The 23,543-nt window shown below is 67.7% G+C and carries 22 protein-coding genes; 11 read left to right on the top strand and 11 right to left on the bottom strand.

Annotated features, from left to right (window positions below):
- Positions 1-71: 71 nt before the first annotated feature.
- The 3 genes from FHY50_RS05605 to FHY50_RS05615 are packed head-to-tail and all read right to left on the bottom strand — an operon-like array spanning position 72 to position 4,154.
- The gene (locus tag FHY50_RS05605) at positions 72-899 is read right to left on the bottom strand and encodes a 4-(cytidine 5'-diphospho)-2-C-methyl-D-erythritol kinase (protein ID WP_140047532.1); all 828 of its coding nucleotides are present in this window, start codon (positions 897-899) and stop codon (positions 72-74) included.
- A complete protein-coding gene (locus tag FHY50_RS05610; protein ID WP_140047533.1) occupies positions 896-2,485 on the bottom strand; it encodes a tetratricopeptide repeat protein in 1,590 nt (529 codons plus the stop codon). The genes FHY50_RS05605 and FHY50_RS05610 overlap by 4 nt, the downstream gene beginning before the upstream one ends.
- Before the next feature lie 7 nt (positions 2,486-2,492).
- Positions 2,493-4,154: an electron transfer flavoprotein-ubiquinone oxidoreductase gene (locus FHY50_RS05615; protein ID WP_140047534.1), complete on the bottom strand. Its 1,662-nt coding sequence runs from the start codon at positions 4,152-4,154 to the stop codon at positions 2,493-2,495.
- Between the two features lie 116 nt (positions 4,155-4,270).
- Between FHY50_RS05615 and FHY50_RS05620 the strand changes: the two genes are divergently transcribed.
- From FHY50_RS05620 to moaB, 3 genes are read left to right on the top strand one after another with little or no spacing between them, the layout of a single operon-like run.
- On the top strand, positions 4,271-4,981 hold the full coding sequence (locus FHY50_RS05620; protein WP_140047535.1) for a uracil-DNA glycosylase family protein: 711 nt from the start codon (positions 4,271-4,273) through the stop codon (positions 4,979-4,981).
- Positions 4,978-6,750, top strand: coding sequence for a lytic transglycosylase domain-containing protein (locus FHY50_RS05625; RefSeq protein ID WP_140047536.1), 1,773 nt, complete (start codon positions 4,978-4,980; stop codon positions 6,748-6,750). The genes FHY50_RS05620 and FHY50_RS05625 overlap by 4 nt, the downstream gene beginning before the upstream one ends.
- Positions 6,740-7,267: a molybdenum cofactor biosynthesis protein B gene (gene moaB / locus FHY50_RS05630; RefSeq protein WP_140047537.1), complete on the top strand. Its 528-nt coding sequence runs from the start codon at positions 6,740-6,742 to the stop codon at positions 7,265-7,267. Before FHY50_RS05625 ends, moaB begins: the two co-directional genes overlap by 11 nt.
- A 3-nt stretch (positions 7,268-7,270) precedes the next feature.
- Here the strand turns inward: moaB and FHY50_RS05635 are convergent, their stop codons facing one another.
- Positions 7,271-7,606: a VOC family protein gene (locus tag FHY50_RS05635; protein WP_140047538.1), complete on the bottom strand. Its 336-nt coding sequence runs from the start codon at positions 7,604-7,606 to the stop codon at positions 7,271-7,273.
- A gap of 55 nt (positions 7,607-7,661) precedes the next feature.
- On the opposite strand from FHY50_RS05635, the gene FHY50_RS05640 reads away from it, so the two are divergent.
- Positions 7,662-8,732: a PA0069 family radical SAM protein gene (locus FHY50_RS05640; protein WP_140047539.1), complete on the top strand. Its 1,071-nt coding sequence runs from the start codon at positions 7,662-7,664 to the stop codon at positions 8,730-8,732.
- Positions 8,733-8,743: 11 nt separating this feature from the next.
- Here FHY50_RS05640 and FHY50_RS05645 read toward each other — a convergent pair whose 3' ends face one another.
- Positions 8,744-9,184, bottom strand: coding sequence for a DNA polymerase III subunit chi (locus FHY50_RS05645; RefSeq protein WP_140047540.1), 441 nt, complete (start codon positions 9,182-9,184; stop codon positions 8,744-8,746).
- 71 nt (positions 9,185-9,255) lie between these two features.
- On the opposite strand from FHY50_RS05645, the gene FHY50_RS05650 reads away from it, so the two are divergent.
- Positions 9,256-9,771 carry a DUF421 domain-containing protein gene (locus FHY50_RS05650; RefSeq protein ID WP_140047541.1) on the top strand — a complete coding sequence of 172 codons (516 nt, stop codon included), beginning with the start codon at positions 9,256-9,258 and terminating at the stop codon, positions 9,769-9,771.
- Positions 9,772-9,781: 10 nt separating this feature from the next.
- On the opposite strand, the gene FHY50_RS05655 is transcribed toward FHY50_RS05650, so the two are convergent.
- Entirely contained in the window at positions 9,782-11,245 is a 1,464-nt protein-coding gene (locus FHY50_RS05655; RefSeq protein ID WP_140047542.1) for a leucyl aminopeptidase, read from the bottom strand.
- Positions 11,246-11,405: 160 nt separating this feature from the next.
- Here FHY50_RS05655 and FHY50_RS05660 point away from each other — a divergent pair, with 160 nt between their 5' ends.
- From FHY50_RS05660 to rsmA, 4 genes are all read left to right on the top strand, one after another.
- Entirely contained in the window at positions 11,406-13,655 is a 2,250-nt protein-coding gene (locus tag FHY50_RS05660; RefSeq protein ID WP_244935301.1) for an LPS-assembly protein LptD, read from the top strand.
- A 102-nt stretch (positions 13,656-13,757) separates the two neighbouring features.
- Complete coding sequence (locus FHY50_RS05665; protein ID WP_140231055.1) at positions 13,758-15,092, top strand: peptidylprolyl isomerase; 1,335 nt, start codon at positions 13,758-13,760, stop codon at positions 15,090-15,092.
- A complete protein-coding gene (gene pdxA, locus FHY50_RS05670) occupies positions 15,089-16,090 on the top strand; it encodes a 4-hydroxythreonine-4-phosphate dehydrogenase PdxA (protein ID WP_140047544.1) in 1,002 nt (333 codons plus the stop codon). Before FHY50_RS05665 ends, pdxA begins: the two co-directional genes overlap by 4 nt.
- Positions 16,081-16,905 (top strand): 16S rRNA (adenine(1518)-N(6)/adenine(1519)-N(6))-dimethyltransferase RsmA, encoded by an 825-nt coding sequence (rsmA, locus tag FHY50_RS05675; RefSeq protein ID WP_244935302.1) that lies wholly within the window; start codon positions 16,081-16,083, stop codon positions 16,903-16,905. Before pdxA ends, rsmA begins: the two co-directional genes overlap by 10 nt.
- Before the next feature lie 19 nt (positions 16,906-16,924).
- Here the strand turns inward: rsmA and FHY50_RS05680 are convergent, their stop codons facing one another.
- The 4 genes from FHY50_RS05680 to FHY50_RS05695 form a co-directional block, all read right to left on the bottom strand.
- On the bottom strand, positions 16,925-17,437 hold the full coding sequence (locus tag FHY50_RS05680; protein ID WP_140047545.1) for a hypothetical protein: 513 nt from the start codon (positions 17,435-17,437) through the stop codon (positions 16,925-16,927).
- Positions 17,438-17,472: 35 nt separating this feature from the next.
- On the bottom strand, positions 17,473-18,648 hold the full coding sequence (locus FHY50_RS05685) for an RsmB/NOP family class I SAM-dependent RNA methyltransferase (RefSeq protein ID WP_140047546.1): 1,176 nt from the start codon (positions 18,646-18,648) through the stop codon (positions 17,473-17,475).
- 6 nt (positions 18,649-18,654) lie between these two features.
- The gene (guaB, locus tag FHY50_RS05690) at positions 18,655-20,112 is read right to left on the bottom strand and encodes an IMP dehydrogenase (protein WP_140047547.1); all 1,458 of its coding nucleotides are present in this window, start codon (positions 20,110-20,112) and stop codon (positions 18,655-18,657) included.
- 94 nt (positions 20,113-20,206) lie between these two features.
- Positions 20,207-21,022: an HpcH/HpaI aldolase/citrate lyase family protein gene (locus tag FHY50_RS05695; RefSeq protein WP_140047548.1), complete on the bottom strand. Its 816-nt coding sequence runs from the start codon at positions 21,020-21,022 to the stop codon at positions 20,207-20,209.
- Positions 21,023-21,063: 41 nt separating this feature from the next.
- Here FHY50_RS05695 and FHY50_RS05700 point away from each other — a divergent pair, with 41 nt between their 5' ends.
- Both FHY50_RS05700 and FHY50_RS05705 read left to right on the top strand, forming a co-directional pair.
- Positions 21,064-22,044: an SPFH domain-containing protein gene (locus tag FHY50_RS05700; RefSeq protein WP_140047549.1), complete on the top strand. Its 981-nt coding sequence runs from the start codon at positions 21,064-21,066 to the stop codon at positions 22,042-22,044.
- Positions 22,045-22,048: 4 nt separating this feature from the next.
- Positions 22,049-22,495, top strand: coding sequence for an NfeD family protein (locus tag FHY50_RS05705; protein ID WP_140047550.1), 447 nt, complete (start codon positions 22,049-22,051; stop codon positions 22,493-22,495).
- Here FHY50_RS05705 and FHY50_RS05710 read toward each other — a convergent pair.
- The gene (locus tag FHY50_RS05710) at positions 22,442-23,536 is read right to left on the bottom strand and encodes a mechanosensitive ion channel family protein (RefSeq protein WP_140047551.1); all 1,095 of its coding nucleotides are present in this window, start codon (positions 23,534-23,536) and stop codon (positions 22,442-22,444) included. The genes FHY50_RS05705 and FHY50_RS05710 overlap by 54 nt on opposite strands.
- Positions 23,537-23,543 lie beyond the last annotated feature (7 nt).

Raw genomic sequence — 23,543 nt, forward strand, 5'->3', positions numbered from 1 at the left:
GCCATTCCCGCAATAGCGTGCATTGCCCCACGAGTCCGGCGCAGCGAGTCCCGCAATGGCGCGCAAACCTGTCACGTCAGTGCCGTTTCGGCACACCACCACCCGGGTTGCGTCGCCCCAACAATGCCTGCCGCTTTCGAACATGCCGCCGAGTCGTCGAACAGCGCAAAGCACGTCGCGCCGGATCCGGACATGCGAGCAAGCCGCACGCCGGGCTGCGAGGCGAGCCAGACCAGCACCTCGCCTATGGCGGGGGCGATCGCGCGCGCGGGCGCCTCGAGATCATTGCGCGAGGCCGCGGCCGCCTCGATCAAGTCACCCGGCGCGATCGGTCCGCGATCGGTCCCGTCCCAACGCGCGAACACTTCCGCCGTCGCCACCGGCACGCCGGGATTGACCAGCAACACCGGCGTTCCGGAAGCGGCCGCGATCTCGGTCAGCCGTTCGCCGCGGCCGGTGCCGAGTGCGTTTCTACCGAACAGGCAGGCAGGAACGTCCGAACCGAGCGCGTCAGCAAGTGCGAACAGTCGCGGATCATCGCCTTCGATCCCGGCCAGATCGGCGCAGATCGCCAGCATCGCCGCTGCATCCGCCGACCCGCCGCCGATCCCGGAAGCGACCGGCAAGCGCTTGTCGAGCGTGATGTCGAGCGGCGGCAACGGCGCGATCCGGTCGCGAAACGCCCGTTCAGCGCGCAGTACCAGATTGTCCGGCTCGGCATCCAGTCCGGCAGCAAAAGCACCGGTCACGGCGAAGCGTCCCGCCCCGGGCGCGACGCGCAGCACGTCGCCATGCTCGACGAACGCGAACAGCGTCTCGATCGCATGATAGCCGTCGCTGCGTCGCGCCCGGACATGCAGCGCCAGGTTCAGCTTGGCACGCGCGATGCGCTCAATCATCGCTGTGCGGACGCCGCCACCAGCCCGCCGGCAATCTTGTCGGCGATGCGGTCTGCGGCTTCGCCCTCGGCGTAGACCGCGGCGGCGCGCCATGCATAGCGTGCCTCGTAGCGGCGGCCGATGCGCCAATAGACGTCGCCGAGATGCTCGTTGATCGTCGTGCTGCCGGGATCGTCGCGCGCCGCCCGCTCGATCAGCGGCACCGCGCGCGCGGCGTCGCCGCTGCGATAATAGGCCCAGCCGAGCGAGTCGGCGATGGAGGGATCGCCGGGCACCAGCGCGCTTGCCTTTTCGAGCATCGCCACGGCCTGCGACAACTGCTCGCCGCGCTCGGCCTGCGCATAGCCCAGATAGTTGAGCGCGACCGGCTGTTCGGGCGCCAGTTCGACGGCGCGGCGAAGATGCGGAAGTGCCTCGTCCCAGCGTCCGGCCTGTTCGAGCGCGCCGCCGAGCTGGATCTGGACGATCCAGTCGTCCTCGCCGCCGCGTGCAGCTGCCAGTCGATAGGCGTCGGCAGCAGCGTCGTAGCGTCCTTCGCCGACCAGTAAATCACCTAGATTCTGCGCGTCCGCGGCTGTGGCGGTCGGGGAATCCGCCACTCGCGTCGCCGCGGCGAGCGCTTGGGCGGCATCGCCGCCGCGCGTCAGTACCGTGACCCGCAGCGCGCGTACCTGCGATGCGAACGGGCTGTCGGGTGCGATCGCGTCGAGCGTCGCCAGGGCGCGCGTGTCGGCGCCGTCGCGTGACAGTGCGTCGGCGAGCAGCAGCTTCGCGCGATCGCTACCGGGTTCGAGCAACAGCGCGGCGCGCGCCAGCAGGATCGACAGCTGCGCCGTCTCTTCGCGATTGAGGTCGGCGCCCAGCCGCATGAACAGCCGCGCGGCGCCAAAGGCCGGGCTCGGCCTGACGCCGCGTCCCAGCGCTTTGCGCTGCGCAGCGATTGCCGGATCGCTGCCGCCGAGCAGCGCCTGCGCCAACCGTTTCTCACGCCTGCCCGCCAGCAGCTGCGCCGCGTTGACGCGCAGGTCGAAACTCGCCTCGTCGCTGCCGAGCAACGCCTGCAGCGCCTCGACACCCTGCTGCGTGTTGCCGGTGGCGATCAGCAGCAGCGCGCGGTTCTCCGCGGCATAGCGCCGCGTCAGCGCATTGGGCTCGGCGGCATCCAGCACCGCGAACGGATCGCCCCCGCGCATGCCCAGCGCCAGCCAGGCGCGCAGCACCGGGCCGATGAAATCCAGCGGGCCTTCGCCCAGCCGATCGGTCGCGGCGATCGCAGCGGCCGTGTCGCGGGCGACCAGCGCATCGGCAAAGCGCAGCAACGCGCTGTCGGGCGGCGCTACGTCGGATTTCTCGAGTACGGACAGCGCGCGCCGCGCCAGCGCGAGATCGCCCGCGGCGATCCCTTCGCGAAACGCCCGGATCGCGATCAGCGGATTGGCCGGGTCCGCGGCGAGCGCGGTGGCATAGCCTGCCGCCGCGACCTCGACCGCGCCCGCCTCGGCGGCGGCGCGCGCGCGCACATATGCTGAGAGATTGCCGTCGGCGTGCGCCGGGGCGGCGAACGCGGCCGCGGCAACGGCGATCAACAGGGGCCTACATATTGGGATAGTTCGGTCCTCCACCGCCTTCGGGCACTACCCAGTTGATGTTCTGGGTCGGGTCCTTGATGTCGCAGGTCTTGCAGTGCACGCAATTCTGCGCGTTGATGACGAATTGCGGGTCGCCGGTATCCTCGCCAACCACTTCGTAGACGCCGGCCGGACAGTAACGCTGCGCTGGCTCGTCATAGAGCGGCAGATTATGCGCGATCGGCACGTCGGGGTCCTTGAGCGTCAGGTGGACCGGCTGATCCTCCTCGTGATTGGTGTTCGACACGAATACCGACGACAGCCGATCGAAGGTCAGCACGCCGTCGGGCTTGGGATAGGCGATCGGCTGGACCAGATCCTTGCGCCACAGACTCTCGTGATCGGGATGGTGATGCATGGTGAAGGGCATCTTGATACCCCAATGCTCCATCCACATCGCCGCGCCCGACAGGCCCGATCCGATCAGCTCGCCATATTTCTTGACCATCGGCACGACGTTGCGGACCTTGCTCAATTCCTCGCGCACCCAGCTTTTGTCGTAAGCGGCGGAATAGGCGGTGAGTTCATCGCCGCGGCGGTCGGCCGCGACTGCCTCGAACGCCGCCTCGGCGGCCATCATCCCCGACTTCATCGCGGTATGCGTGCCCTTGATCCGCGGCACGTTGAGGAAGCCGGCCGAACAGCCGATCAGCGCGCCACCGGGAAAGGTCAGCTTGGGCACCGACTGCAGCCCACCATCGTTGATCGCGCGCGCGCCGTACGACACGCGCTTGCCGCCCTTGAGGATCGCGGCGATCGCCGGGTGCGTCTTCCAGCGCTGCATCTCGTGGAACGGCGAGACATAGGGATTGGAATAGTTGAGCCAGGTGACGAACCCCAACGCCACCTGCCCATTGGCCTGATGATAGAGGAAACCGCCGCCGTTCGATCCCTTGGTCTCGCTGAGCGGCCAGCCCTGGGTATGGATGACCCGACCGGGGACGTGCTGCGCCGGATCCACGTCCCATAGTTCCTTGACGCCAAGGCCGTAGACCTGCGGATCGCAATCGGCGCGCAGGTCGAAGATGCGCATCAGTTCCTTAGAAAGATGCCCGCGAACCCCCTCGGCCAGGAAGGTGTAGCGCGCATGCAGCTCGAGCCCGGGCTGCCAGTCGGGCTTGCGCGTGCCGTCTTTGGCCACGCCCATGTCGCCGGTGGCGACGCCCTTGACCGATCCGTCGTCGTTGAACAGGATTTCCGCCGCGGCGAAACCGGGGAAGATCTCCACCCCCAGTCCCTCAGCCTGTTCGGCGAGCCAGCGGCACAGATTGCCTAGCGACCCTGTATAGCAGCCGTCATTGTGCATGAACGGCGGCAGCGCGAATTCGGGAATCGCCGACTTGCCGGTCTTGCTCAGCGTCCAGTGATGGTTTTCGGTGACGGGCGTCTGTGCGAGCGGACAGCCCTGCTCGCGCCAATCCGGAAGCAATTCGTCGAGCGACTTGGGATCGATCACCGCACCCGACAGGATGTGCGCGCCGACTTCGGAGCCTTTTTCGAGGATACATACCGACAGGTCGGACCCGGCATCCGCGGCGAGTTGCTTCAGCCGAATCGCCGCCGACAGGCCCGCCGGCCCGGCGCCGACGATCACCACGTCATAGGGCATCGATTCGCGTTCGCTCATTCCCGTCTCCGTATCCGGTCGCTTTACCCGGCACCGTCGCAGCGCCGCCACGCCTCGTCGGTTCGTGCGTGCAGGATGATTGACCGCGCCGTCAACCCGGTGCCCAAGCTGGATGCATGGGGGTTCATCAGCATATCGACCGACGCGCGCAGATCGCCTCGACGCTGTTGTGGTGGCACGACGCCGGGATCGATGCGCTGGTCGACGACGATCCGCGCGACTGGCTCGCGCCTGCCGTAGCGTCGCCGCCGGCCCAGGACGCAGCGGCGGTTCCTGTTGCCCCCTCCCTGCCCGGCACGGTGGAAGACTTTCTTGCCTGGCGCAGGAGCGGCGATGCGATCGAGCGCCGCTGGGGCGCTGCGCCGATCGCTCCGGAGGGCGATCCCGCCGCCGCCATTCATATCGTCGTCGATTCGCCCGGCGATGGCGAGGCGTATCTGGGTGGTGATGCCGGACGGCTGTTCGATCGCATGCTCGCGGCAATCGGGCTCGACCGCGGCACGGTGTGCATCTCCGGCGTTGCCTGGGCACCGGTGACCGCAGGGCGGCTGTCGGCGGACGACGAACAGGCGTTGGCGGCGCTCACGTTGCACTTCCTCGGCCTGGCGCGGCCGAAGCGGGTGTTGCTGTTCGGACAGTCGACGAGCCGTGCGCTGCTCGGGACGGACGGCGCTCGCCGCCGCGGGCTTTTACATGCCATTAACCATCGCGGCGCAGAACTAAAGTTGGTCGCGAGCTGGCATCCGCGCTTCCTGCTCGAGCGACCGGTGGCGAAGGCCGACGCCTGGCACGACCTGCAATTGCTGATCGGGGGAATGAATTCGTGAGTATCCGCGTAATCCTGGCGGCGGCATCTCTGGCTTTGCCCTTCGCGATCCCCGCGCACGCCGCCGATGGCCGCGAACCCAGCGCAGCGGCCGCGCCGGCACATGGCGTGCCCGCGCTGCTCGACGCCGCACAGCGCGCGGGATATCGTTCGGTGTTCGCCAATATCCGTTCGGGCAACTGGACCGACGCGCAGCTCCAGCTCGACGCGATGCAGCACGGACCGCTGCACAGCATCGCCCGCGCCGAACTCTACACCGCCAAGGGATCGCCGCGGATCGAATTGCAGCCGCTGCAGGCCCTGCTGGCCGAAGCGCCCGAATTGCCGCAGGCGCCCGATATCGCGCGGCTTGCAAAGGTGCGCGGCGCCGAAATGCTGCCGCCGCTTCCGGCACAACAGCGACTGATCTGGCAGAATGGCGCCCCGAACCGCCTTCATGTTGAAGCCGCGCGGACCGACGCAGCCGCCGCGCGGCTGGCCGGCGACATGGCTTCGCATATCAAGGACGACAACGGCCCTGCCGCAGAGACGCTGGTCGAAAGCCGCGCGCGCGAGCTGAGCCCCGAAGCGCTGACCGCGTGGCGCCACCGCGTCGCGTGGATCTATTATCTGATGGGCGACGACAGTTCGGCCCGCCGTGTCGCGGCCAAGGCGCAGACCGGCAGCGGCGATTTCGTCGCGCAGGCCGATTGGGTGCAGGGGCTCGCGGCATGGCGCCAGCAGGACTGTGCAGCTGCGCAGATCGCGTTCCAGCGCGTCTCGGAACGCGCTGCCGACATCGACCTGCGCGCCGCGGCACTCTACTGGGCGTCGCGCGCGGACATCGCCTGCGCCCGGCCCGACCTCGTCCAGGCGCGGTTGCAGCGTGCCAGCCAATATGGCGAGACGTTCTACGGCATGCTCGCGCGGCAGGCGCTGGGACTAAAGCCCGCCCCTGTCACAGGCGCCGGATCGGACGTCGTCGACGATTGGCGCCTGCTCGAAAAGCGGCCGAACGTCCGCGTCGCCGCTGCGCTGGCGGAGATCGACGAGGACAGTCTTGCGGCAATCGTCCTTCGCCATCAGGCGCGGATCGGCGACGCCGGCGAATATGCCGCGCTGACCCGCCTCGCGGGACGGCTCGACCTGCCGCAGACGCAATTGTGGTTGTCGCACTACAGCCCGCGCGGCGCCCGCAGCGAGATGGCGACCCGATATCCCGCACCCAACTGGACGCCCGACGGCGGCTGGCGAGTCGACAAGGCGCTAGTCTATGCCCACGCGCTCCAGGAGTCGAAGTTCGACTCCGACGTCGTCAGCCCGGCGGGCGCCTACGGCTTGATGCAGATCATGCCGGCCGCGGCGGTCGATATTGGCCGCGCCAAGGGGCGGACGATCGCGCGCGCCGATCTGTCGCGGCCATCGACCAATATCGAGGTCGGGCAAAGCTATCTTGAGCAATTGCGCGACCTGTCGGCGACAGGCGGCCTGCTGCCCAAGGTGATCGCGGCGTATAATGCCGGTCCTTCGCCGGTCGAGGCGTGGAACGTGGCGACACGCGATGGCGGCGACCCGCTGCTCTACATCGAATCAATTCCCTATTGGGAAACGCGCGGATACGTGATGACCGTACTGCGCAACTATTGGATGTACGAGGCCAAGGACGCCAAGGAATCGGCCAGCCGCAAGGCGCTGGCGCAAGGGATGTGGCCGCGCTTTCCGGGGATGAAGGGCGACACGGCGATCAAGCTCGGCAGCCGCGGCCGAGCCCGGACGACGCGTGCCAATTGACGAAGCCATCGCGTTCCGGCCGGTCCGGATCGCGGTGCTGACGATTTCCGACACCCGCGGCCCTTCGGAGGATCGGTCGGGCGATATCCTCGTCGAACGGTTGCTCGGCGCTGGCCACGCGCTGGCGGAACGCGCGATCGTCCGGGACGATGTCGAGACGATCGTGTCGCGGCTGCATGCCTGGATCGACGACGCCGCGATCGAGGTGATCGTGACTACCGGCGGCACCGGGGTCACCGGCCGCGACGTCACCCCGGAAGCGATCGAGCGCGTCGCCGACAAGATGATCCCGGGCTTTGGCGAACTGTTTCGCTGGCAAAGCTACCGGACGATCGGCACCTCGACGATCCAGTCGCGCGCCTGCGCCTGCGTGACGCGCGGCACCTATATCTTCGCCCTGCCCGGATCGACCGGTGCGGTGAAGGATGGCTGGGACGGGATCCTCTCCGACCAGCTCGATATCCGGCACAAGCCCTGCAACTTCGTCGAGCTCATGCCGCGGCTGGGCGAAGGCTAGGCGTCAGCCTGCCACCATCGCCGCCAGTTCATGTCCGTGCGGATCGCGGAAATGGAAGCGCCGCCCGCCGGGAAAGGCGAAGATCGGCAGCGTGACCGCACCGCCCGCCGCCTCGACCGCGGCCTGGGTGGCCTCGAGATCAGCGACCTCGATCACGGGCAGCAAATGCGCCGTCCACTCCGCCGGGTCGCCGCTCAGCCCGACATCGACATCGCCGGTCGTCGTCGCGGCATAGTCGGGGCCATAATCGGTGAAGCTCCAACCGAAGGCGCGCTCATAAAAGGCCTTCTGCGCCGCGACATCGCGCACCGGCAGTTCGACATAGTTCAATCGCGCCACGGCATCCTCCGTCAATGTTCTTGCTGTGTTCTAGTCGATCCGCTACGCTTGGGCAATGTCGAAAACTCGGGCGATGCGCGGCGCGACGGTCAATCGCGAAAGCACGCGGTTCGGCCTTGCAGTGCGCGAGGCGGATGGCGATTGGCTCGACGCCCAGGGCGCGATCGATGGCGATGCGGCGCCGCTGCGGACGACCGTCACCGTCGAGACGCCGCGAACCATCCTTGCCCGCAACACGTCACCGGACATCCCGTTCGACCGCTCGATCAACCCGTATCGCGGGTGCGAACATGGCTGCGTCTATTGCTTCGCGCGGCCGACACACGCCTTTCACGATCTTTCGCCGGGGCTCGATTTCGAAAGCCGGCTATTCGCCAAGCCGACCGCGCCCGCGCTGCTGCGCGCCGAACTCTCCAAGCGCGGCTATGTCTGCCAGCCGATCGCATTCGGCACCAACACCGATCCGTACCAGCCGATCGAGCGCGACTGGGCGATAACGCGCGGGTGCCTCGAAGTGCTGGCAGAGGTCGATCATCCGGTCACCATCACCACCAAATCCGACAGGGTGCTGCGCGACATCGACCTGCTGGCGCCGATGGCCGCGAAGGGGCTTGCCGCCGTCATGGTGTCGGTTACCTCGCTCGACCCGAGGATCGCGATGACGCTCGAACCGCGCGCTCCGCACCCCGAACGGCGGCTGAAGGCGGTCGCGGCGCTGGCGGCGGCAGGTATTCCGACCTTCGTATCGATCTCTCCGGTCATCCCGGCAATCACCGATCACGAGGTCGAGCATATCCTCGAACGCGCCGCCGAGGCGGGTGCGCGGGCGGCGTTCTTCATCCCGGTACGCTTGCCGCATGAAGTCGCCCCGCTGTTCCGCGCGTGGCTCGACACGCATTTCCCGGATCGCGCCGGCAAGGTTATGGCGACGATCCAGAGCCTGCGCGGCGGGCGCGACAACGACCCCAATTTCGGCACGCGCATGCAAGGGCAAGGTCCGTGGGCCGAACTGCTGCGCACCCGCTTTCGCATCGCCTGCCGCAAATACGGGCTGGACGGGGAGCGGCTGACGCTGCGCACGGATCTGTTTCGCGCGCCAACTGGAGCGCAGGGGGAATTGTTTTAAGGCAAACGGTGCTATGCCACCTGTTGCCAGCGCCCGCCTTCGTCTTGCTTCCAATAGCGCCGATCGACCCCCTCGCGGTCGGCGAGCGATTTCCATGCCGCGCGCGCAGCGGCAATCGAATCTTCCCCGAAAAAGTGGAACACTCGCGCGAAGCTAAGTGCTTCTTCCCGCCAGACGCCATCGACGATCGCGATGTTGGTCGCAGCATTGGCGGCAGCCGGATTACCGGAAATCAGCACCGGCTGTTCGGCGTCGCGCTCACCCCCTGCCTCGCCATGCGGCAGAAAGCTGGCGGCGGAATAGCTCCACAGCAGCTTGTCGAGGGCCGAGCGCTGCGCCTGGTCCCCGGCCACGATCAGCAGCCGCTCGCCCGAGCCCAGCACCTTCTCGGCGATCACCGGCAGTACCCGGTCGAGCGGCTGCGCTGTGAGGTGATAGAAATCGGCTTTCATCGAATGGTGCTCCGCGAGCGGAAAAACCGCTGGGTCTATTTTAGATTGGCCGGGCTTGTTAGGCCAACGCCATGTTCAGTTCCGACCCCCTACTCGATACGTTGCTACGTGGGACTCTCCTGCCCCTGACGGCGCTTGTGGCGATACTGCTGCTTGTTCGCTGGCTCGGCCTGCGAACCCTGTCGAAGATGACCGCGATCGATTTCGTCGTAACGCTTGCCACCGGATCGTTGCTGGCGACGGCCGCAATGGCCGAACGCTGGAGCAGCTTCGCGCAGGCGCTGCTCGCCCTCGTCGCGATCAATCTGATCCAGTTCTGCTATGCACGCGCGCGGCGTTTCGCATCCGTCCGGAAACTGGCGGAAAATGAGCCGCTATTGCTGGTGCGAGGCGGCAAGTTCGTTGATGCCGCACTTGGCGGCGCCCGCATCACCCGTGAAGATATATACGCCAAACTACGCGAAGCAGACGTCCGTGACCTCTCGGTCGTGGCCGCGGTCGTGCTCGAGACTACCGGTGACCTGTCCGTATTGACGAACGCCGACTGCAACGCGAGCGACCTTCTGCACGACGTACGGCGAGGCTGATCCCAGCCCGTCACCTTTCGAAATGCGCCCGCACGAATTGGTCGAGCAAGCGCACGCCGTACCCTGTCGCGCCCTTGTCCCACGTCGTTCCGGGCTTGTCCGCCCAGACCATTCCGGCGATGTCGAGATGCGCCCAGCGTACGTCGGGCTCGACGAAGCGCTGGATGAACTGCGCGGCGGTGATCGATCCCGCCCCGCGCGGGCCGACATTCTTCATGTCGGCGATCGGCGAATCGATCAGCTTGTCGTAGGCATCGGTCAGCGGGAAGCGCCACAGCGGATCGCCCGCCGCCTTGCCCGCTGCCAGGAGTTGCTCGGCCAGCGAATCGTCGTTTGCGAACAATCCGCCATGCTCGCTGCCCAGCGCGATGATCATCGCCCCGGTCAGCGTGGCGAGATCGACGATCGTCGTCGGGCGGTAGGTGCGCTGGACCCAGGTCAGCGCGTCGCACAATACCAGCCGCCCCTCGGCATCGGTGTTGATGACCTCGACCGTCTGCCCGGACATCGACGTCACGACGTCGCCGGGGCGCTGGGCGTTGCCGTCGGGCATGTTCTCGACGAGCCCGCATACGCCGACGACGTTGACCTTGGCCTTGCGGAGCGCGAGCGCCTTCATCGTGCCCGCGACGGCGCCCGCACCGCCCATGTCCCACTTCATGTCCTCCATGCCCGCGGCCGGCTTGATCGAGATGCCGCCGGTGTCGAAGGTCACGCCCTTGCCGACCAGCGCCAGGTCGGGATTGCCGTCCTTGCCGGTGCCGTTCCAGTGCATCGCCAGCAGCCGCGCCTCGCGCCGCGACCCCTGACTGACGCCGAGCAGCGCGCCCATGCCGAGTTCGGCCATCGCGGCTTCGTCGAGCACGGTGAAATCGACACCGAGCGCGCGCAATTCGTCGCAGCGTTCGACGAAGCTCTCGGGAAACAGGATGTTCGCCGGTTCCGCGACGAGCGTCCGGGTGAACGCGATTCCCGCCGTGACATGCGCCTGGTCGTCGTTCCATGCCGCCGCGGCGTCGTCCGACGCGCCGACGATCACCAGCGTCTCCAGCGTCGGCTTCAGGCGTTCGGGCAGCTTGGTGCGATAGACGTCGTGCCGCCATCCGCGCTGACTGGTCGCCGCGGCCAGTCTCGCGACGCCGTCCGGCGCGGCATCGGCGGGCAGTTCGACCGCGATCTTCGCAATCCCGGCGGTCAGGTAGCGCGCCGCAAGCGCGCCGCCCGCCTTGGCATAATCGCCGGCATCACCGGTCCCCAGCCCGAGCAGCAGAACACGGCCGACACCGCCGTCGCGTGGCACGAACACTTCGGCGATCGTCCCCGCCTCGCCGTCGAAGCGCGCTGCCTTGGCCGCGCCGCGCACCAGATCGGCGACGCCCGGATCGAGCGCCGCGCTATCCAGCGCGTCCTTTTCCACGGCATAGGCGATCGTATCGATATCGGCGGGACGGCTGGCGGCGAACTGGACCTGCATGCGAAAGGCACCTCGGTATCTGGGGAAAGAATGGTATGTCCGCCATCTAGGGACTCGATCCCGCGCTGGCAAAGGAAGACGCGCGTTGCGGGATGGCCGCTGCGGTGCGATAGGGCTGGTGAAGGGGGCCGCGGTCGGCCCTGACGGAGATCGACCGAAGGTGAGCCGCCCGGCCCTGTTGTGTACCGCCGCGCTGTCGCTGACGCTGCTGGCCTGTGGAGCTGCGCGCGGGCAGGACCTGCAGGACCGCGCCGCCGCACCGCCGCTTCCCGACCAGACCGAAGCCGCGCCGCGCAGCGACGACGAGATCGATTTTTCCGCCGCCACGCTGGAATATGACAGCGAAGCGGAGATCGTCACCGCCAGCGGCGACGTCCGCCTGTTCCGGCAGGGCGAGCGGTTGCGCGCCGATCAGGTGGTGTGGAACCGTCAGACCGGCCAGGTGGTCGCCACCGGCGACATCGCCGTCACCAATCCCCAGGGCGACGTGGCCTATGGCGACCGTATCGAACTGACCGACACGCTGCGCGACGGCCTGGTCGAGAACATGCTGGTCGTGCTTGATCAGGGCGGACGACTGGCCGCACGCCGCGGCGAGCGCTCGGAAGGCGGCGTCATCACCGTCACCGACGCCGCCTACACGCCCTGCGCGGTGCGCAATTCACAGGGCTGCCCCAAGGAGCCGTCGTTCAAGCTGACCGCGGTGCGCGTCGTCTATGATCCGCAGCGCGAACGCATTCGCTATTCGGGCGCACAGCTCAGCCTGTTCGGGCTGCCGGGCATCCCGCTGCCGTCCTTCTCGCACCCGATCGGCGGCGCGGCGGCGCAGGGGGTGCTCACCCCCGATATCCGCATCGACCGGGTCAACGGGCTCGCCATAGCGGTGCCCTATCATTTCGATCTCGCGCCCAACCGCGACCTGACGATCACGCCGCGCGTCTATACCAATGCGCTGCCGATGCTGTCGGCCGAATATCGCCAGCTCACCGACAAGGGCGCGTTTCGCGTGCTCGGCTACGGCACCTATAGCCGCCGCAGCGACGATCTGCTCGTCTCGGCGACGCCCGACACCAGCGAGCAGGCATTTCGCGGCTATTTCGACGCGATCGGCCGCTATCAGTTCTCGCCGCAATGGTCGGCGAGCGCATCGATCCGGCTGGCGAGCGACCAGACCTTCCTGCGCCGCTACGACCTGTCGCGCGACGACCGCCTGCGCAACAATGTCAAGGTCGAGCGGATCGACTCCGACAGCTATTTCGCGATCAACGGCTGGGCGGTGCAGACGCTGCGCGTCGGCGACAACCAGGCGATGCAGCCGATCGCCTTTCCCGAACTCGATTATCGCACGCGATTTTCCGATGGGCTGGTCGGCGGCAAGGTGACGCTTCAGGTCAACACGCTGGCGATCGGCCGGGACGAAGGCCAGGATACGCAGCGCGCCTTCGCCTCGGCGCAATGGGACATCCGCCGCGTCACCGATTGGGGCCAGGAGGTCACGCTGACCGGCTATGCCCGCGGCGACCTCTACAACAGCGTCGATACGCTGCTGACCAGCGTCGAGTCCTATCGCGGCGACGAAGGCTTCAATGCGCGTGCGATCGGCGCGGTCGCACTCGACGTCAAATGGCCGCTGGTTGGCGAGTTCCTGGGCGGCACCCAGCGCATCACGCCGCGGGTGCAGGTCGTCGCGTCGCCCAGGATCGACAATCTCGGCGTCCCCAACGAAGACGCACGCGCAGTCGATCTCGAAGATTCCAACCTGTTCGCGCTCAACCGTTTCCCCGGATATGACCGGTTCGAGGATTCGACGCGCTTTACCTATGGCGTCGACTATGCGCTCGACCTGCCCGGTATCGCGATCAGCGCCAATGTCGGGCAAAGCTATCGCCTGACCGACCGCCAGACGCTGCTTCCCGACGGCACCGGGCTCGACGACCAGTTTTCCGATTTCGTCGGCCGCACCGACATACGATTCCGCGACTTCGTCAGCGTGATCCATCGTTACCGGCTCGACAAGGACGGCTTCGCCATCCGCCGCAACGAGGTCGATGCGACGATCGGCACGCGGCGCACGTATATTCTGGCCGGCTATCTCCGCCTCAACCGCGACATCACCGCCGCGCTCGAGGATCTGCGCGATCGCGAGGAGGCACGGGTGGGCGCGCGGGTGCAGTTCGCGCGGTTCTGGTCGGCATTCGGATCTGCGACGGTCGACCTCACCAACCGCGACGAGGATCCGCTGTCGATCGCCGACGGTTTCGACCCGGTTCGCCACCGCCTGGGTGTCGCCTATGAGGACGATTGCCTGCGGCTTGGCGTCACCTGGAAGCGCGATTATGTCGACACGGGCGACGCGCGCCGCGGCAACAGCTATCTGCTGACGCTGGCATTCACCAACCTTGGACGCTAAACGCGCATTCAGGCCCGGTGCGCTAAGCGCGCATTCAGGTTCGAAGATACACAAGTTGGGCGCCGCGTGGACGGCGTGTGATGGGGTTTCGATTTGAAGAAGATGGTTCGCAAGACTGCGGCTGCGCTGACCGCGATCGCCGGTGCGATCGCGATGGCCGGTGCCACCGCGCAGACGGTGCAAGACACCCAGACGCCTTCGAACGGGCTCAACATTCCCGATGGCGTGACGGTTTTCGGCACCAATCCGGACATCCGCAAGCCGACCGCGGTGGTCAACGACACCGTGATCACCGGGACCGACGTCGATCAGCGCGTCCAGCTCATTCTCGGCCTGCGCGACCTCAAGGTCAGCGAAGAGGAAAAGGCGCAGCTACGGCTTCAGGTGCTGCGCGCGATCATCGACGAGACGCTGCAGATCCAGGAAGCCGCGGTCAACGAGATCACGATCACCAAGGCCGAGATCGACCAGGGCTTCAATCGCGTCGCCAGCAATTTTCAGCGCACTCCCGAGCAGCTCAAGACATATCTCGATGAAGTCGGCGCGTCCGAGCGCACGCTCCGCCGCCAGATCGAGGGCGAACTGGCGTGGCGGCGGCTGCTCAGCCGCCAGGTGACGCCGTTCATCAACGTCGGCGAGGAAGAGGTGCAGGCGGTGCTCGCCCGGCTCGAAGCGGCCAAGGGCACCGACGAATACCACCTCAAGGAAATCTACATCTCGGCGACGCCCGACCGGGCGGCCGAAGTAACCGCGGCGATGCAGAAGATGCTCGAGCAGCTGCGCGGCGGCGCGCCGTTCGAATATCTTGCCAGCACCTACTCGGAGGCATCGACCAAGGCGGTCGGCGGCGACCTCGACTGGGTGCGGTTGCCGATGCTGCCCGCACCGTTGCAACAGGCGGCGCAGGAGATGAACGTCGGCCAGATCGCCGGGCCGATCGAGGTGCCGGGCGGATATTCGATGCTGTACCTCGTCGACAAGCGGCAGGTGCTGACCGCCGATCCGCGCGACGCGCGGCTGTCACTGCGCCAGATCTCGCTCGGCTTTCCCGATGGCACGACGCAGGAGCAGGCTTCGGCACGTGCGGCTGCCTTCGCCAAGGCGACGCAGGCGATCCGCGGCTGCGGCGAAGTCACCAAGGCAGCGGCCGAGCTCAATGCCGAGGTCGTCGACAACGATTCGATCCGCATCCGCGAATTGCCGCCGCAGCTTCAGGAAATCGTCCTCAAGCTGCAGATCGGCCAGGCGACGCCGCCCTTCGGATCGGCTGCCGACGGCATCCGCTCGCTGGTGCTGTGCGGACGTGACGAAGCGACCGGCGGGGGGCTGCCCAGCGCGCAGCAGATCCAGTCGGGGCTGGAGGAACAGCGCGTCAACCTGCGCGCACAGCGGATGCTGCGCGACCTGCGCCGCGACGCCGTGGTCGAATATCGGTGATACAGCCGCTCGCCGTCGCGATGGGCGACCCGGCGGGGATTGGGCCTGAGATCATTGCCAAGGCATGGGCCGCGCGAACGCACGAAGCGCTGCCGCCCTTCTTCGCGGTCGGCGATGTCCGGGCATTCGCGCGCGTGTGGGACGGACCTACCGCCGCGATCGATGACCCTTCGCAGGCGGCAGCGCGGTTCGACGATGCGCTGCCGATCCTGACCGTCGCCGATGCCGGTGCCATCGAACCCGGTGCGCCCGACCTGAGCGGGGCGCATTGCGCGCTGCAGGCACTCGAACTGGCGGTGGGACTGACCCGATCGGGTGCGGCTGGCGCGCTGGTCACCGGCCCGGTCGCCAAGGCGCAGCTCTACGCGATCGGCTTCACCCACCCGGGCCAGACCGAATTCGTCGCCGAACGCTGCGGCGTGTCGGCAGACTCGGCGGTGATGATGCTCGCCGGGCCGACGCTGCGCGTGGTGCCGGTGACGACGCATATCGCGCTGACCGACGTCCCTGCCACGCTGTCGATCGATCTGATCGCGGCCAAGGCGCGGACGACGCTCCGCGGACTGACCAAGAATTTCGGGATCGCCGCGCCTCGGCTCGCGGTGTCCGGGCTCAACCCGCACGCCGGCGAAGCCGGATCGATCGGGCTCGAGGAGCTGGCGATCATCGCGCCAGCGGTAGCGATGCTCCAGGCCGAAGGGCTCGACGTGGTCGGGCCGCTTGCCGCCGATACGATGTTCCATCCCCGCGCACGCGCGCAGTTCGATGCCGCCTTGTGCATGTATCACGACCAGGCACTGGTCCCGATCAAGACGCTGCATTTCGACGAAGGCGTCAATATCACGCTCGGACTGCCGATCGTGCGCACCTCCCCCGATCACGGCACCGCATTCGGAATTGCCGGACAGGGAGTGGCCGAGCCCGGCGCGATGATCGCGGCGATTCGCATGGCGTCCGAGGCGATCGGCCATCGCGCCGTCTATTCCGCGTGCTCCTGAACGTCGCGCTGCCTCCGCTGCGCGATGTCGTCGCGCGCCACGGGCTGGCGGCGAGCAAGGCGCTCGGGCAGAATTTCCTGTTCGATCAGCAGCTATTGGCGCGTATCGCGGCGGTGCCAGGTGATCTGAACGGCGCCGAGGTGCTGGAGATAGGGCCGGGCCCCGGCGGCCTCACGCGCGCGCTGCTGGCGGCGGGTGCGCGCGTGGTTGCGATCGAACGCGACCGGCGCTGCATTCCCGCGCTCTTCGAGCTGGCCGAAGCCTATCCCGGGAAGCTCGACGTGATCGAGGGCGACGCGATGCAGGTCGATGCGCGCAAGCTGTTCACCGGCAAGCCGCACATCGTCGCCAATCTCCCCTACAATGTCGGCACCGCGCTGCTGGTCGGATGGCTGTCGGCGGACTGGGAACCGTGGTGGGCGAGCATGACGCTGATGTTCCAGCGCGAGGTCGCCGACCGCATCGTCGCGGCTCCGGGGAGCGACGCCTATGGGCGGCTCGCGGTGCTGGCGCAGTGGCGGTCGGTCCCGCGCATCGCGATGACCGTGCACCGCTCCGCCTTCACCCCGCCGCCCAAGGTGATGTCGGCGGTGGTCCACGTCGTTGCCGCTCCTGCTCCCAAGGGCGTCGCGCTGGGCAAGCTGGAGACGATCACCGCTGCCGCATTCGGGCAGCGGCGCAAGATGCTGCGGCAGAGCCTCAAGGGGGTTCCGGGCGCGCTGGCGGTACTCGAAACGCTGGGCATCGATGCGTCGCGGCGGGCCGAAACGGTTACGATCGAAGAATATATCGCGATCGCGCGGGCCTTGAGTTAGGTCCCGGCCAGAGCCAAGCCTAGTTCTCGCCCGTCGCCTCCGCGGTGGCCGCGGGCGCCTTTTGCGCGGTTGCCGTGACCGGCGGTCCCTTGGCGATCACCCCGGCGAGTTGCGTCGCATCGGCGCAATCGCCGCCGCAGATCGTGCGGATCTTGGTGAGGTTCTCGTTCGCCTTCGCCACGGCTCCCTTCGACACCAGCGCCGCACCCTGTCCGCGCAGCACCGCAACGTCGTTGGGCTCGATCACCAGAGCCTCGCGGTACAGCCGGATCGCCTTGCCCGGCAGGTCGCGCGCGCGGGCAACTTCGGCCAGCTCGACGAACGCCTGGCGATTGCGCGGATCGACGACCAGCGCGGATTCGAGCGCATCGGTTGCGGCATCCAGCTTGCCCGCCGCCTTAGCCGCCTTGCCCTGTTCGAGCAGCGCCAACGAGCGTGCATCGATCTGGTCGTCGGCGCGCTGGCCGTTGACCGACGTGGCGATGCTGACCAGCGCCAGTGCGAGCGCGACCGAGACGCTAGTGAACCGCATGATACTCTCCGTAGCCAATGTTCTTTGTGAAGCTATCATGGCGCACGCATCGTCGCGACAAAAAAGCCGTCGGTCGAATGGCTCGCCGGGGTCAGCCGCATTCCCGCGCCGTGCGGACTACCCGCAATTGCCGGGCGCTCGGCCTGCCAGCCAGGATGGCGCTCGAGAAACGCCGCGGCTTGGTCGGCGCCCTCGGCATCGAGCAACGAGCACACCACGTGCACCACCATGCCGCCCGGCCTGACCAGCGAGGCGCCGAGATCGAGCAGCCGCGCCTGCGTCTCGACCAGCCGGTCGAGACGGGCGGGCGTCAGGCGCCAGCGCGCCTCGGGATTGCGCCGCCACGTGCCCGTGCCCGAACAGGGCGCGTCGATCAGCACCACGTCGGCCCTGCCCGTCAGATCGCCGAGCGCCTCGATCTCGCGACCGGGATCGAGCAGGATCGTCTCGGCGATCGCCACCCCGGCGCGGATCGCGCGCGGCGGCAAGCGCGACAGGCGCCCGCGATCGGTGTCGCACGCGACGATACGTCCCTCTCCAGCCATGTCGGCGGCGAGCGCGAGCGTCTTGCCCCCTGCCCCTGCACACAGGTCGATGACAGTCATGCCGGGACGCGCGGCGCATGCCCGTGCCACCCACTGGCTGCCGGCATCCTGCACCTCGATCGCGCCGCTGTCCCATTCGGGCAGCTTCTCGATCGCGGTGTCGGCAGGCAGCCGCAATGCATCGGCAAGCCCTTCGACCGGTTCAGCGCCTTCGATAACGATCGGCTGCGCGTCGGCCTTGATCGGATTGATGCGGATATCGAGCGGTGCCCGGTCGAGCAGCGCGGCCTGCTCGGCACCGCCGATCCCCGACTTCTCGAGTGCGTCGATCAGCCACGCCGGGGCCAGTCCAGGCACCGCGCGTCGCTCCTTCGAACCAATGACGGGCGGGCCATAGCCGCTACCGTCGAAGGTCGCGGCCAGCTCCGCATCGGCGTCGGCCAGCGCGAGCATCGCCGCGCGCCCGTCGCGCGGCGGCTCGCCGAAGCTGCGGATCGCGCGATAGACGAGGTCGCGGACGGCTCGGCGATCCTTCGACCCGGCATAACGCCGCGCCGCGAAGCCGCGCGCGATTAGCGTATCTGCCGCCGCGCCGCCGTCGCGGGCGGCGGCGACGATCTGGTCGAGCAGCTCGATCGCAGCCTGGGTGCGCGCGGCGGGGGTCAATGGCTGTTACCGGGTCGGATAATTGGGCGCTTCCCGTGTGATGGTGACGTCGTGGACATGGCTCTCGCGCAGGCCGGCACCGGTGATCCGCACGAAGCGGGCGCGCTGCTGCAACTCGGCGATCGTCCGCGATCCGGTATAGCCCATCGCCGCCTTCACCCCGCCGACCAGCTGGTGAATGACGTCGCGCGCCGGCCCCTTGTACGGCACCTGCCCCTCGATCCCCTCGGGAACCAGCTTCAACTGGTCGCTGATATCCTGCTGGAAATAGCGGTCGGCGGATCCGCGCGCCATCGCGCCGACGCTTCCCATGCCGCGATAAGATTTGTACGCACGCCCCTGATACAGAAAGGTTTCGCCTGGCGCTTCTTCGGTCCCGGCGAGCAACGACCCGATCATCACGCACGACGCGCCCGCGGCCAGTGCCTTGGCGATGTCGCCCGAGGTGCGGATGCCGCCATCGGCGATCACCGGCACACCCGACTTCGCCGCCTCGCGCGCGCTTTCCATGACCGCGGTCAGCTGCGGCACGCCGACGCCCGCGACGACGCGGGTGGTGCAGATCGATCCGGGGCCGATCCCGACCTTGATCCCGTCCGCACCCGCGTCGATCAGCGCGCGCGTCGCCTCGGCAGTGGCGACGTTGCCGGCAATCACCTGGACGTGGTTCGACAGCGCCTTGACCCGCTCGACCGCGCGGGCGACGTCTCGGTTGTGGCCGTGCGCGGTGTCGATGACGATCAGGTCGACTTCGGCCGCGACCAATTGCTCGGTGCGGTCGAAACCCTTGTCGCCCACCGTCGTCGCCGCCGCGACGCACAGCCGCCCGGCGCGGTCCTTGGTCGCATCGGGATAGGTCACCGCCTTTTCGATATCCTTGACCGTGATCAGCCCGACGCAGCGATAGGCATCGTCGACCACCAGCAATTTCTCGATCCGCCGCTGATGAAGCAGCCGCCGGGCTTCCTCCTGCGTCACGTCGGCCGACACCGTCGCCAGCTGCTCGCGCGTCATCAATTCGGACACCGGCTGCTGCGGGTTCTCGGCAAACCGCACGTCACGGTTGGTCAGGATGCCAACCAGCTTGCCCGAGGGCTCGACCACCGGGATCCCGCTGATCCTGTGCCGCGCCATCAGCGTCTGCGCTTCGGCGAGCGGCGCGTCGGGCGTGATCGTGATCGGGTTGACCACCATCCCGCTTTCGAAACGCTTGACCTGACGCACCGCCGCGACCTGATCCTCGACCGACAGATTGCGGTGCAGCACGCCGATCCCGCCCAACTGCGCCATCACGATCGCCATGTCGGCCTCGGTCACGGTGTCCATCGCCGACGACACTACCGGGATATTGAGCGACAGCCCGCGCGAGATCCGGGTGCGGGCGTCGGCCTGGCTTGGCACCACGTCCGACTCGCCTGGATAGAGCAGCACGTCGTCGAAGGTCAGGCCGAGGGGGATGTCCATGAAGCGCGCAATCCTGCCGGAAGGGAGAGTTGGCGGCTCATGTAACCGCATGGCCAGAGATGCGCTAGGCCCTGATGCGCTAGAGCCTGATACGCTACCGGCGCCCTGCCCGCGCCAGCAGCGTCCGCGCGGCATCGACGTGCATCGCCTCGATCATCCGGTCCCGAAAGCGCTCGGCACCGCCGGATGCCGCCGCGACCAGCGCCTCGGCTTCCTCGATCTCCGCTTCGCCGGGGCCAAAGGCGCGCGCGGCAATGGCGATCTGGTCGGGATGGATCAGCGTCTTGCCATCGAAGCCGAGCGAACGGCCATGCCTGCACTCCGCCTCCAGCCCTGCGGCGTCGTCCAGCGCGTTGAACACCCCGTCGATCGCCCACACGCCGTGCGCGCGCGCCGCCAGCACGATCACCTGCAGCGCGTGGCCGATTGCCTCGCGTCCGGCGCCGTTCGGGATGCGAAGCTCGGCGCGCAGGTCGTTGGTGCCGGCGATCAGTGCCATCACGCCCTGCGTCGCTGCGATCTGTGCCGCCGCCAGCACCCCGCGCGGCGTTTCGATCATCACCAGCAGCGGCTTGCCGACCGCACGCGCGATCGCGGCGACGATCGCCGGATCCTCCGCCTTCGGCAGGATCGCGTGGGTCGCCGCCGATCCGCCGATGCCTGCGACGTCGGCGGCGTGCGACGCGGAGCCGAAGACGTTCATCCGGATCGCCACCGGGCGGCCAAAGCCCGTTCGGGCCGCCGTTACCGCCGCATCGCGCGCGGCATCCTTGGCATCGGCAGCGACCGCATCCTCGAGGTCGAGAAAGATCATTTCCGCTGCCGATTCCCGCGCCTTGGCAACCGCGCGTTCACGGTTTGCGGGCAGGAACAACAAGGTGCGCGGCGGCAGGGAAGATGCTGCGGTCATGGCGCGACTATGCTAGCTAAGGCCGACATTCGCCAGAGGAGATGCCCGTGGAATTGTTCACTTTCCTGATCGCGCTGGTGGTACTGGTGATTGTCTACCTGTTCGCCAGCCTCAAGATCGTGCGGCAGGGGCATCAATATACCATCGAGCATTTCGGCCGCTTCACCGCGGTCGCGCGCCCCGGCCTCAATTTCTATCCGGCATTTTTCTATCGCGTCGGCCGCAAGGTCAACATGATGGAACAGGTCATCGACATTCCAGGCCAGGAGATCATTACCAAGGACAATGCGATGATATCGACCGACGGAGTCGTGTTCTTCCAGGTGCTCGACGCGGCCAAGGCGGCATATGAAGTCTCCGATCTTTATGTCGCGCTGCTCCAGCTGACGACGACCAACCTGCGCACGGTGATGGGGTCGATGGACCTCGACGAGACGCTGTCGAAGCGCGACGAGATCAACGCCCGGCTGCTCAACGTCGTCGATCACGCCACCACGCCGTGGGGCGTCAAGATCACCCGCGTCGAGATCAAGGACATCCGCCCGCCGGCCGACATCGTCAACGCAATGGGCCGGCAGATGAAGGCCGAGCGCGAAAAGCGCGCCAACATCCTCGATGCCGAAGGCGCACGCGCATCGGAAATCCTGCGCGCGGAGGGGCAGAAACAGGCGCGTATCCTCGAAGCCGAGGGCCGCAAGGAATCGGCGTTCCGCGATTCCGAAGCGCGCGAGCGTGCCGCGCAGGCAGAGGCCAAGGCGACCGAGCTGGTGTCGGTGGCGATCGAGCAGGGCTCGCCGCAATCGCTAAACTATTTCATCGCGCAGAAATATGTGGAGGCGGTCGGCAAGTTCGCGACCTCGCCCAATGCCAAGACCATCCTGTTTCCGGTCGAGGCGACGCAGCTGATCGGCACGCTGGGCGGGATCGGCGAACTGGCCCGCTCGGCACTGACGCCCGATGCGCCACCCCCGCCTGCCGCGCCGCCGCGCCGCGCCGGTCCGTTCGGCGCGATCGAGGACTGATCGGATGAACGACTGGTTCGCCAGTCCCGGGCTGTGGTGGCTGGCCGCGGCTGCGGCGTTCGCGCTCGTCGAATTGCTGGTCCCCGGCGTGTTCCTCGTCTTCCTTGCGCTCGCCGCGGGGATCACCGGCGTGTTCACCTTGCTGTTCCCCGATCTGCCGGTCGCCGGCCAACTCGCCAGCTTCGCGGCATGGGCGGTGGCGTCGGTGCTGATCGGCAAGCGCTGGTATGTCGACTATCCGGTGGTCAGCGCCGATCCGCTGCTCAACGATCGCGCCGCGCGGCTGGTCGGCGAGCAGGTGGTGGTGACGCAGGCGATCGAGAACGGCCGCGGGCGCGTGCGCCTGCACGACGGCGAATGGCCCGCCAGCGGGGCGGATGCACCCGTCGGTACGCGGCTAAGCGTGGTCGCGGTCACCGACGGGGTCGTCGTCGTCGAGCCGCGCCCATAACATACGCTCGCGCGGCAACGCCTCCGGCATCTCGTCGCGGATGAAGGCGAGCATCGCCTCTCGGACGTCTGCACGCAGATCGAACGTCTTGCCGGCATCGGCGCCGCTGACCAGCGCGCGCGCTTCGATCGCATCGGCGCGCATTTCGGTCACCTGTAGCCCGACGACACGGCCGTCCCAATTGGCGTTGGCCGCGACGATCTCGGTCAGCTTGGCGCGCAGGCGGGCGATGTCAGCCGCAGGGTCGAGATGGAAGAAGGCGGTGCCGAGCAATGCCGAGCTGCTGCGCGTCCAGTTCTCGAAGCTCTCCTCGAGGAACTTGCTGACGGGCACGATCAGGCGCCGGTCGTCCCACACCTGCACCACCACATAGGTCAGCCGGATTTCCTCGATCCGTCCCCATTCGCCGGCGACGATCACCACATCGTCGATGCGGATCGGTTCGGTGAACGCCATCTGGATTCCGGCGATCAGGTTCTTGAGGGCAGGCTGCGCCGCCGCGCCGATCGCCAGCCCGGCGATCCCCGCCGATGCCATCAGCGTGACGCCGACGGCGCGCACGCTGGGAATGCTCAGCAGCATCAGGCAGATGGTCACGAACCCGATCGCAAACACCCCGATCCGCGACAGGATCGCGCTCCGCGTCCGCCGCCGCCGCGCGTGGAGATTGTCGGCGACGCTGATGTCGGTGCTGATCTCGATGGCGCGGACGCTGCCGCGGGTCATCGCGATCGCCAGCCAGCCGATCAGCGCCGGTACGATGAGCCCGGCCGCCTGGATCCACAGCGCGTTCTGCGTCGTGTCCAGCGTCAGATACGGCCGCACCGCCGCCAGAGCGAGCACTGCGAACAGCCAGCGCGACGGCCTACGCCCCGCTTCGACGAAGACGTCATCGACAGACCCCGGCGTGCGCGCCGCTAGCTTGGCGGCCAACCGAGCGAGCAGCGCATGGATCAGGATGGCAAGGCCGATGGCGCCAAGCGTCACCGCGATGTCGGCGGCCAGTGTCGGCACCGTCCAGTCTATCCAGCGATCGAGCATGCCGAGT

Source organism: Sphingomonas japonica, from assembly GCF_006346325.1.
In the GTDB taxonomy this organism is placed as follows: domain Bacteria; phylum Pseudomonadota; class Alphaproteobacteria; order Sphingomonadales; family Sphingomonadaceae; genus Sphingomonas; species Sphingomonas japonica.

Excerpts from the sequence above, each read along its gene's own strand:
- FHY50_RS05605 (WP_140047532.1), bottom strand. The coding sequence starts at position 899 with ATGATTGAGCGCATCGCGCGTGCCAAGCTGAACCTGGCGCTGCATGTC.
- FHY50_RS05615 (WP_140047534.1), bottom strand. The coding sequence starts at position 4,154 with ATGAGCGAACGCGAATCGATGCCCTATGACGTGGTGATCGTCGGCGCC.
- FHY50_RS05620 (WP_140047535.1), top strand. The coding sequence starts at position 4,271 with ATGGGGGTTCATCAGCATATCGACCGACGCGCGCAGATCGCCTCGACG.
- FHY50_RS05640 (WP_140047539.1), top strand. The coding sequence starts at position 7,662 with ATGTCGAAAACTCGGGCGATGCGCGGCGCGACGGTCAATCGCGAAAGC.
- FHY50_RS05645 (WP_140047540.1), bottom strand. The coding sequence starts at position 9,184 with ATGAAAGCCGATTTCTATCACCTCACAGCGCAGCCGCTCGACCGGGTA.
- FHY50_RS05650 (WP_140047541.1), top strand. The coding sequence starts at position 9,256 with ATGTTCAGTTCCGACCCCCTACTCGATACGTTGCTACGTGGGACTCTC.
- FHY50_RS05655 (WP_140047542.1), bottom strand. The coding sequence starts at position 11,245 with ATGCAGGTCCAGTTCGCCGCCAGCCGTCCCGCCGATATCGATACGATC.
- FHY50_RS05665 (WP_140231055.1), top strand. The coding sequence starts at position 13,758 with ATGGTTCGCAAGACTGCGGCTGCGCTGACCGCGATCGCCGGTGCGATC.
- FHY50_RS05680 (WP_140047545.1), bottom strand. The coding sequence starts at position 17,437 with ATGCGGTTCACTAGCGTCTCGGTCGCGCTCGCACTGGCGCTGGTCAGC.
- guaB (WP_140047547.1), bottom strand. The coding sequence starts at position 20,112 with ATGGACATCCCCCTCGGCCTGACCTTCGACGACGTGCTGCTCTATCCA.
- FHY50_RS05695 (WP_140047548.1), bottom strand. The coding sequence starts at position 21,022 with ATGACCGCAGCATCTTCCCTGCCGCCGCGCACCTTGTTGTTCCTGCCC.
- FHY50_RS05700 (WP_140047549.1), top strand. The coding sequence starts at position 21,064 with ATGCCCGTGGAATTGTTCACTTTCCTGATCGCGCTGGTGGTACTGGTG.
- FHY50_RS05705 (WP_140047550.1), top strand. The coding sequence starts at position 22,049 with ATGAACGACTGGTTCGCCAGTCCCGGGCTGTGGTGGCTGGCCGCGGCT.
- FHY50_RS05710 (WP_140047551.1), bottom strand. The coding sequence starts at position 23,536 with ATGCTCGATCGCTGGATAGACTGGACGGTGCCGACACTGGCCGCCGAC.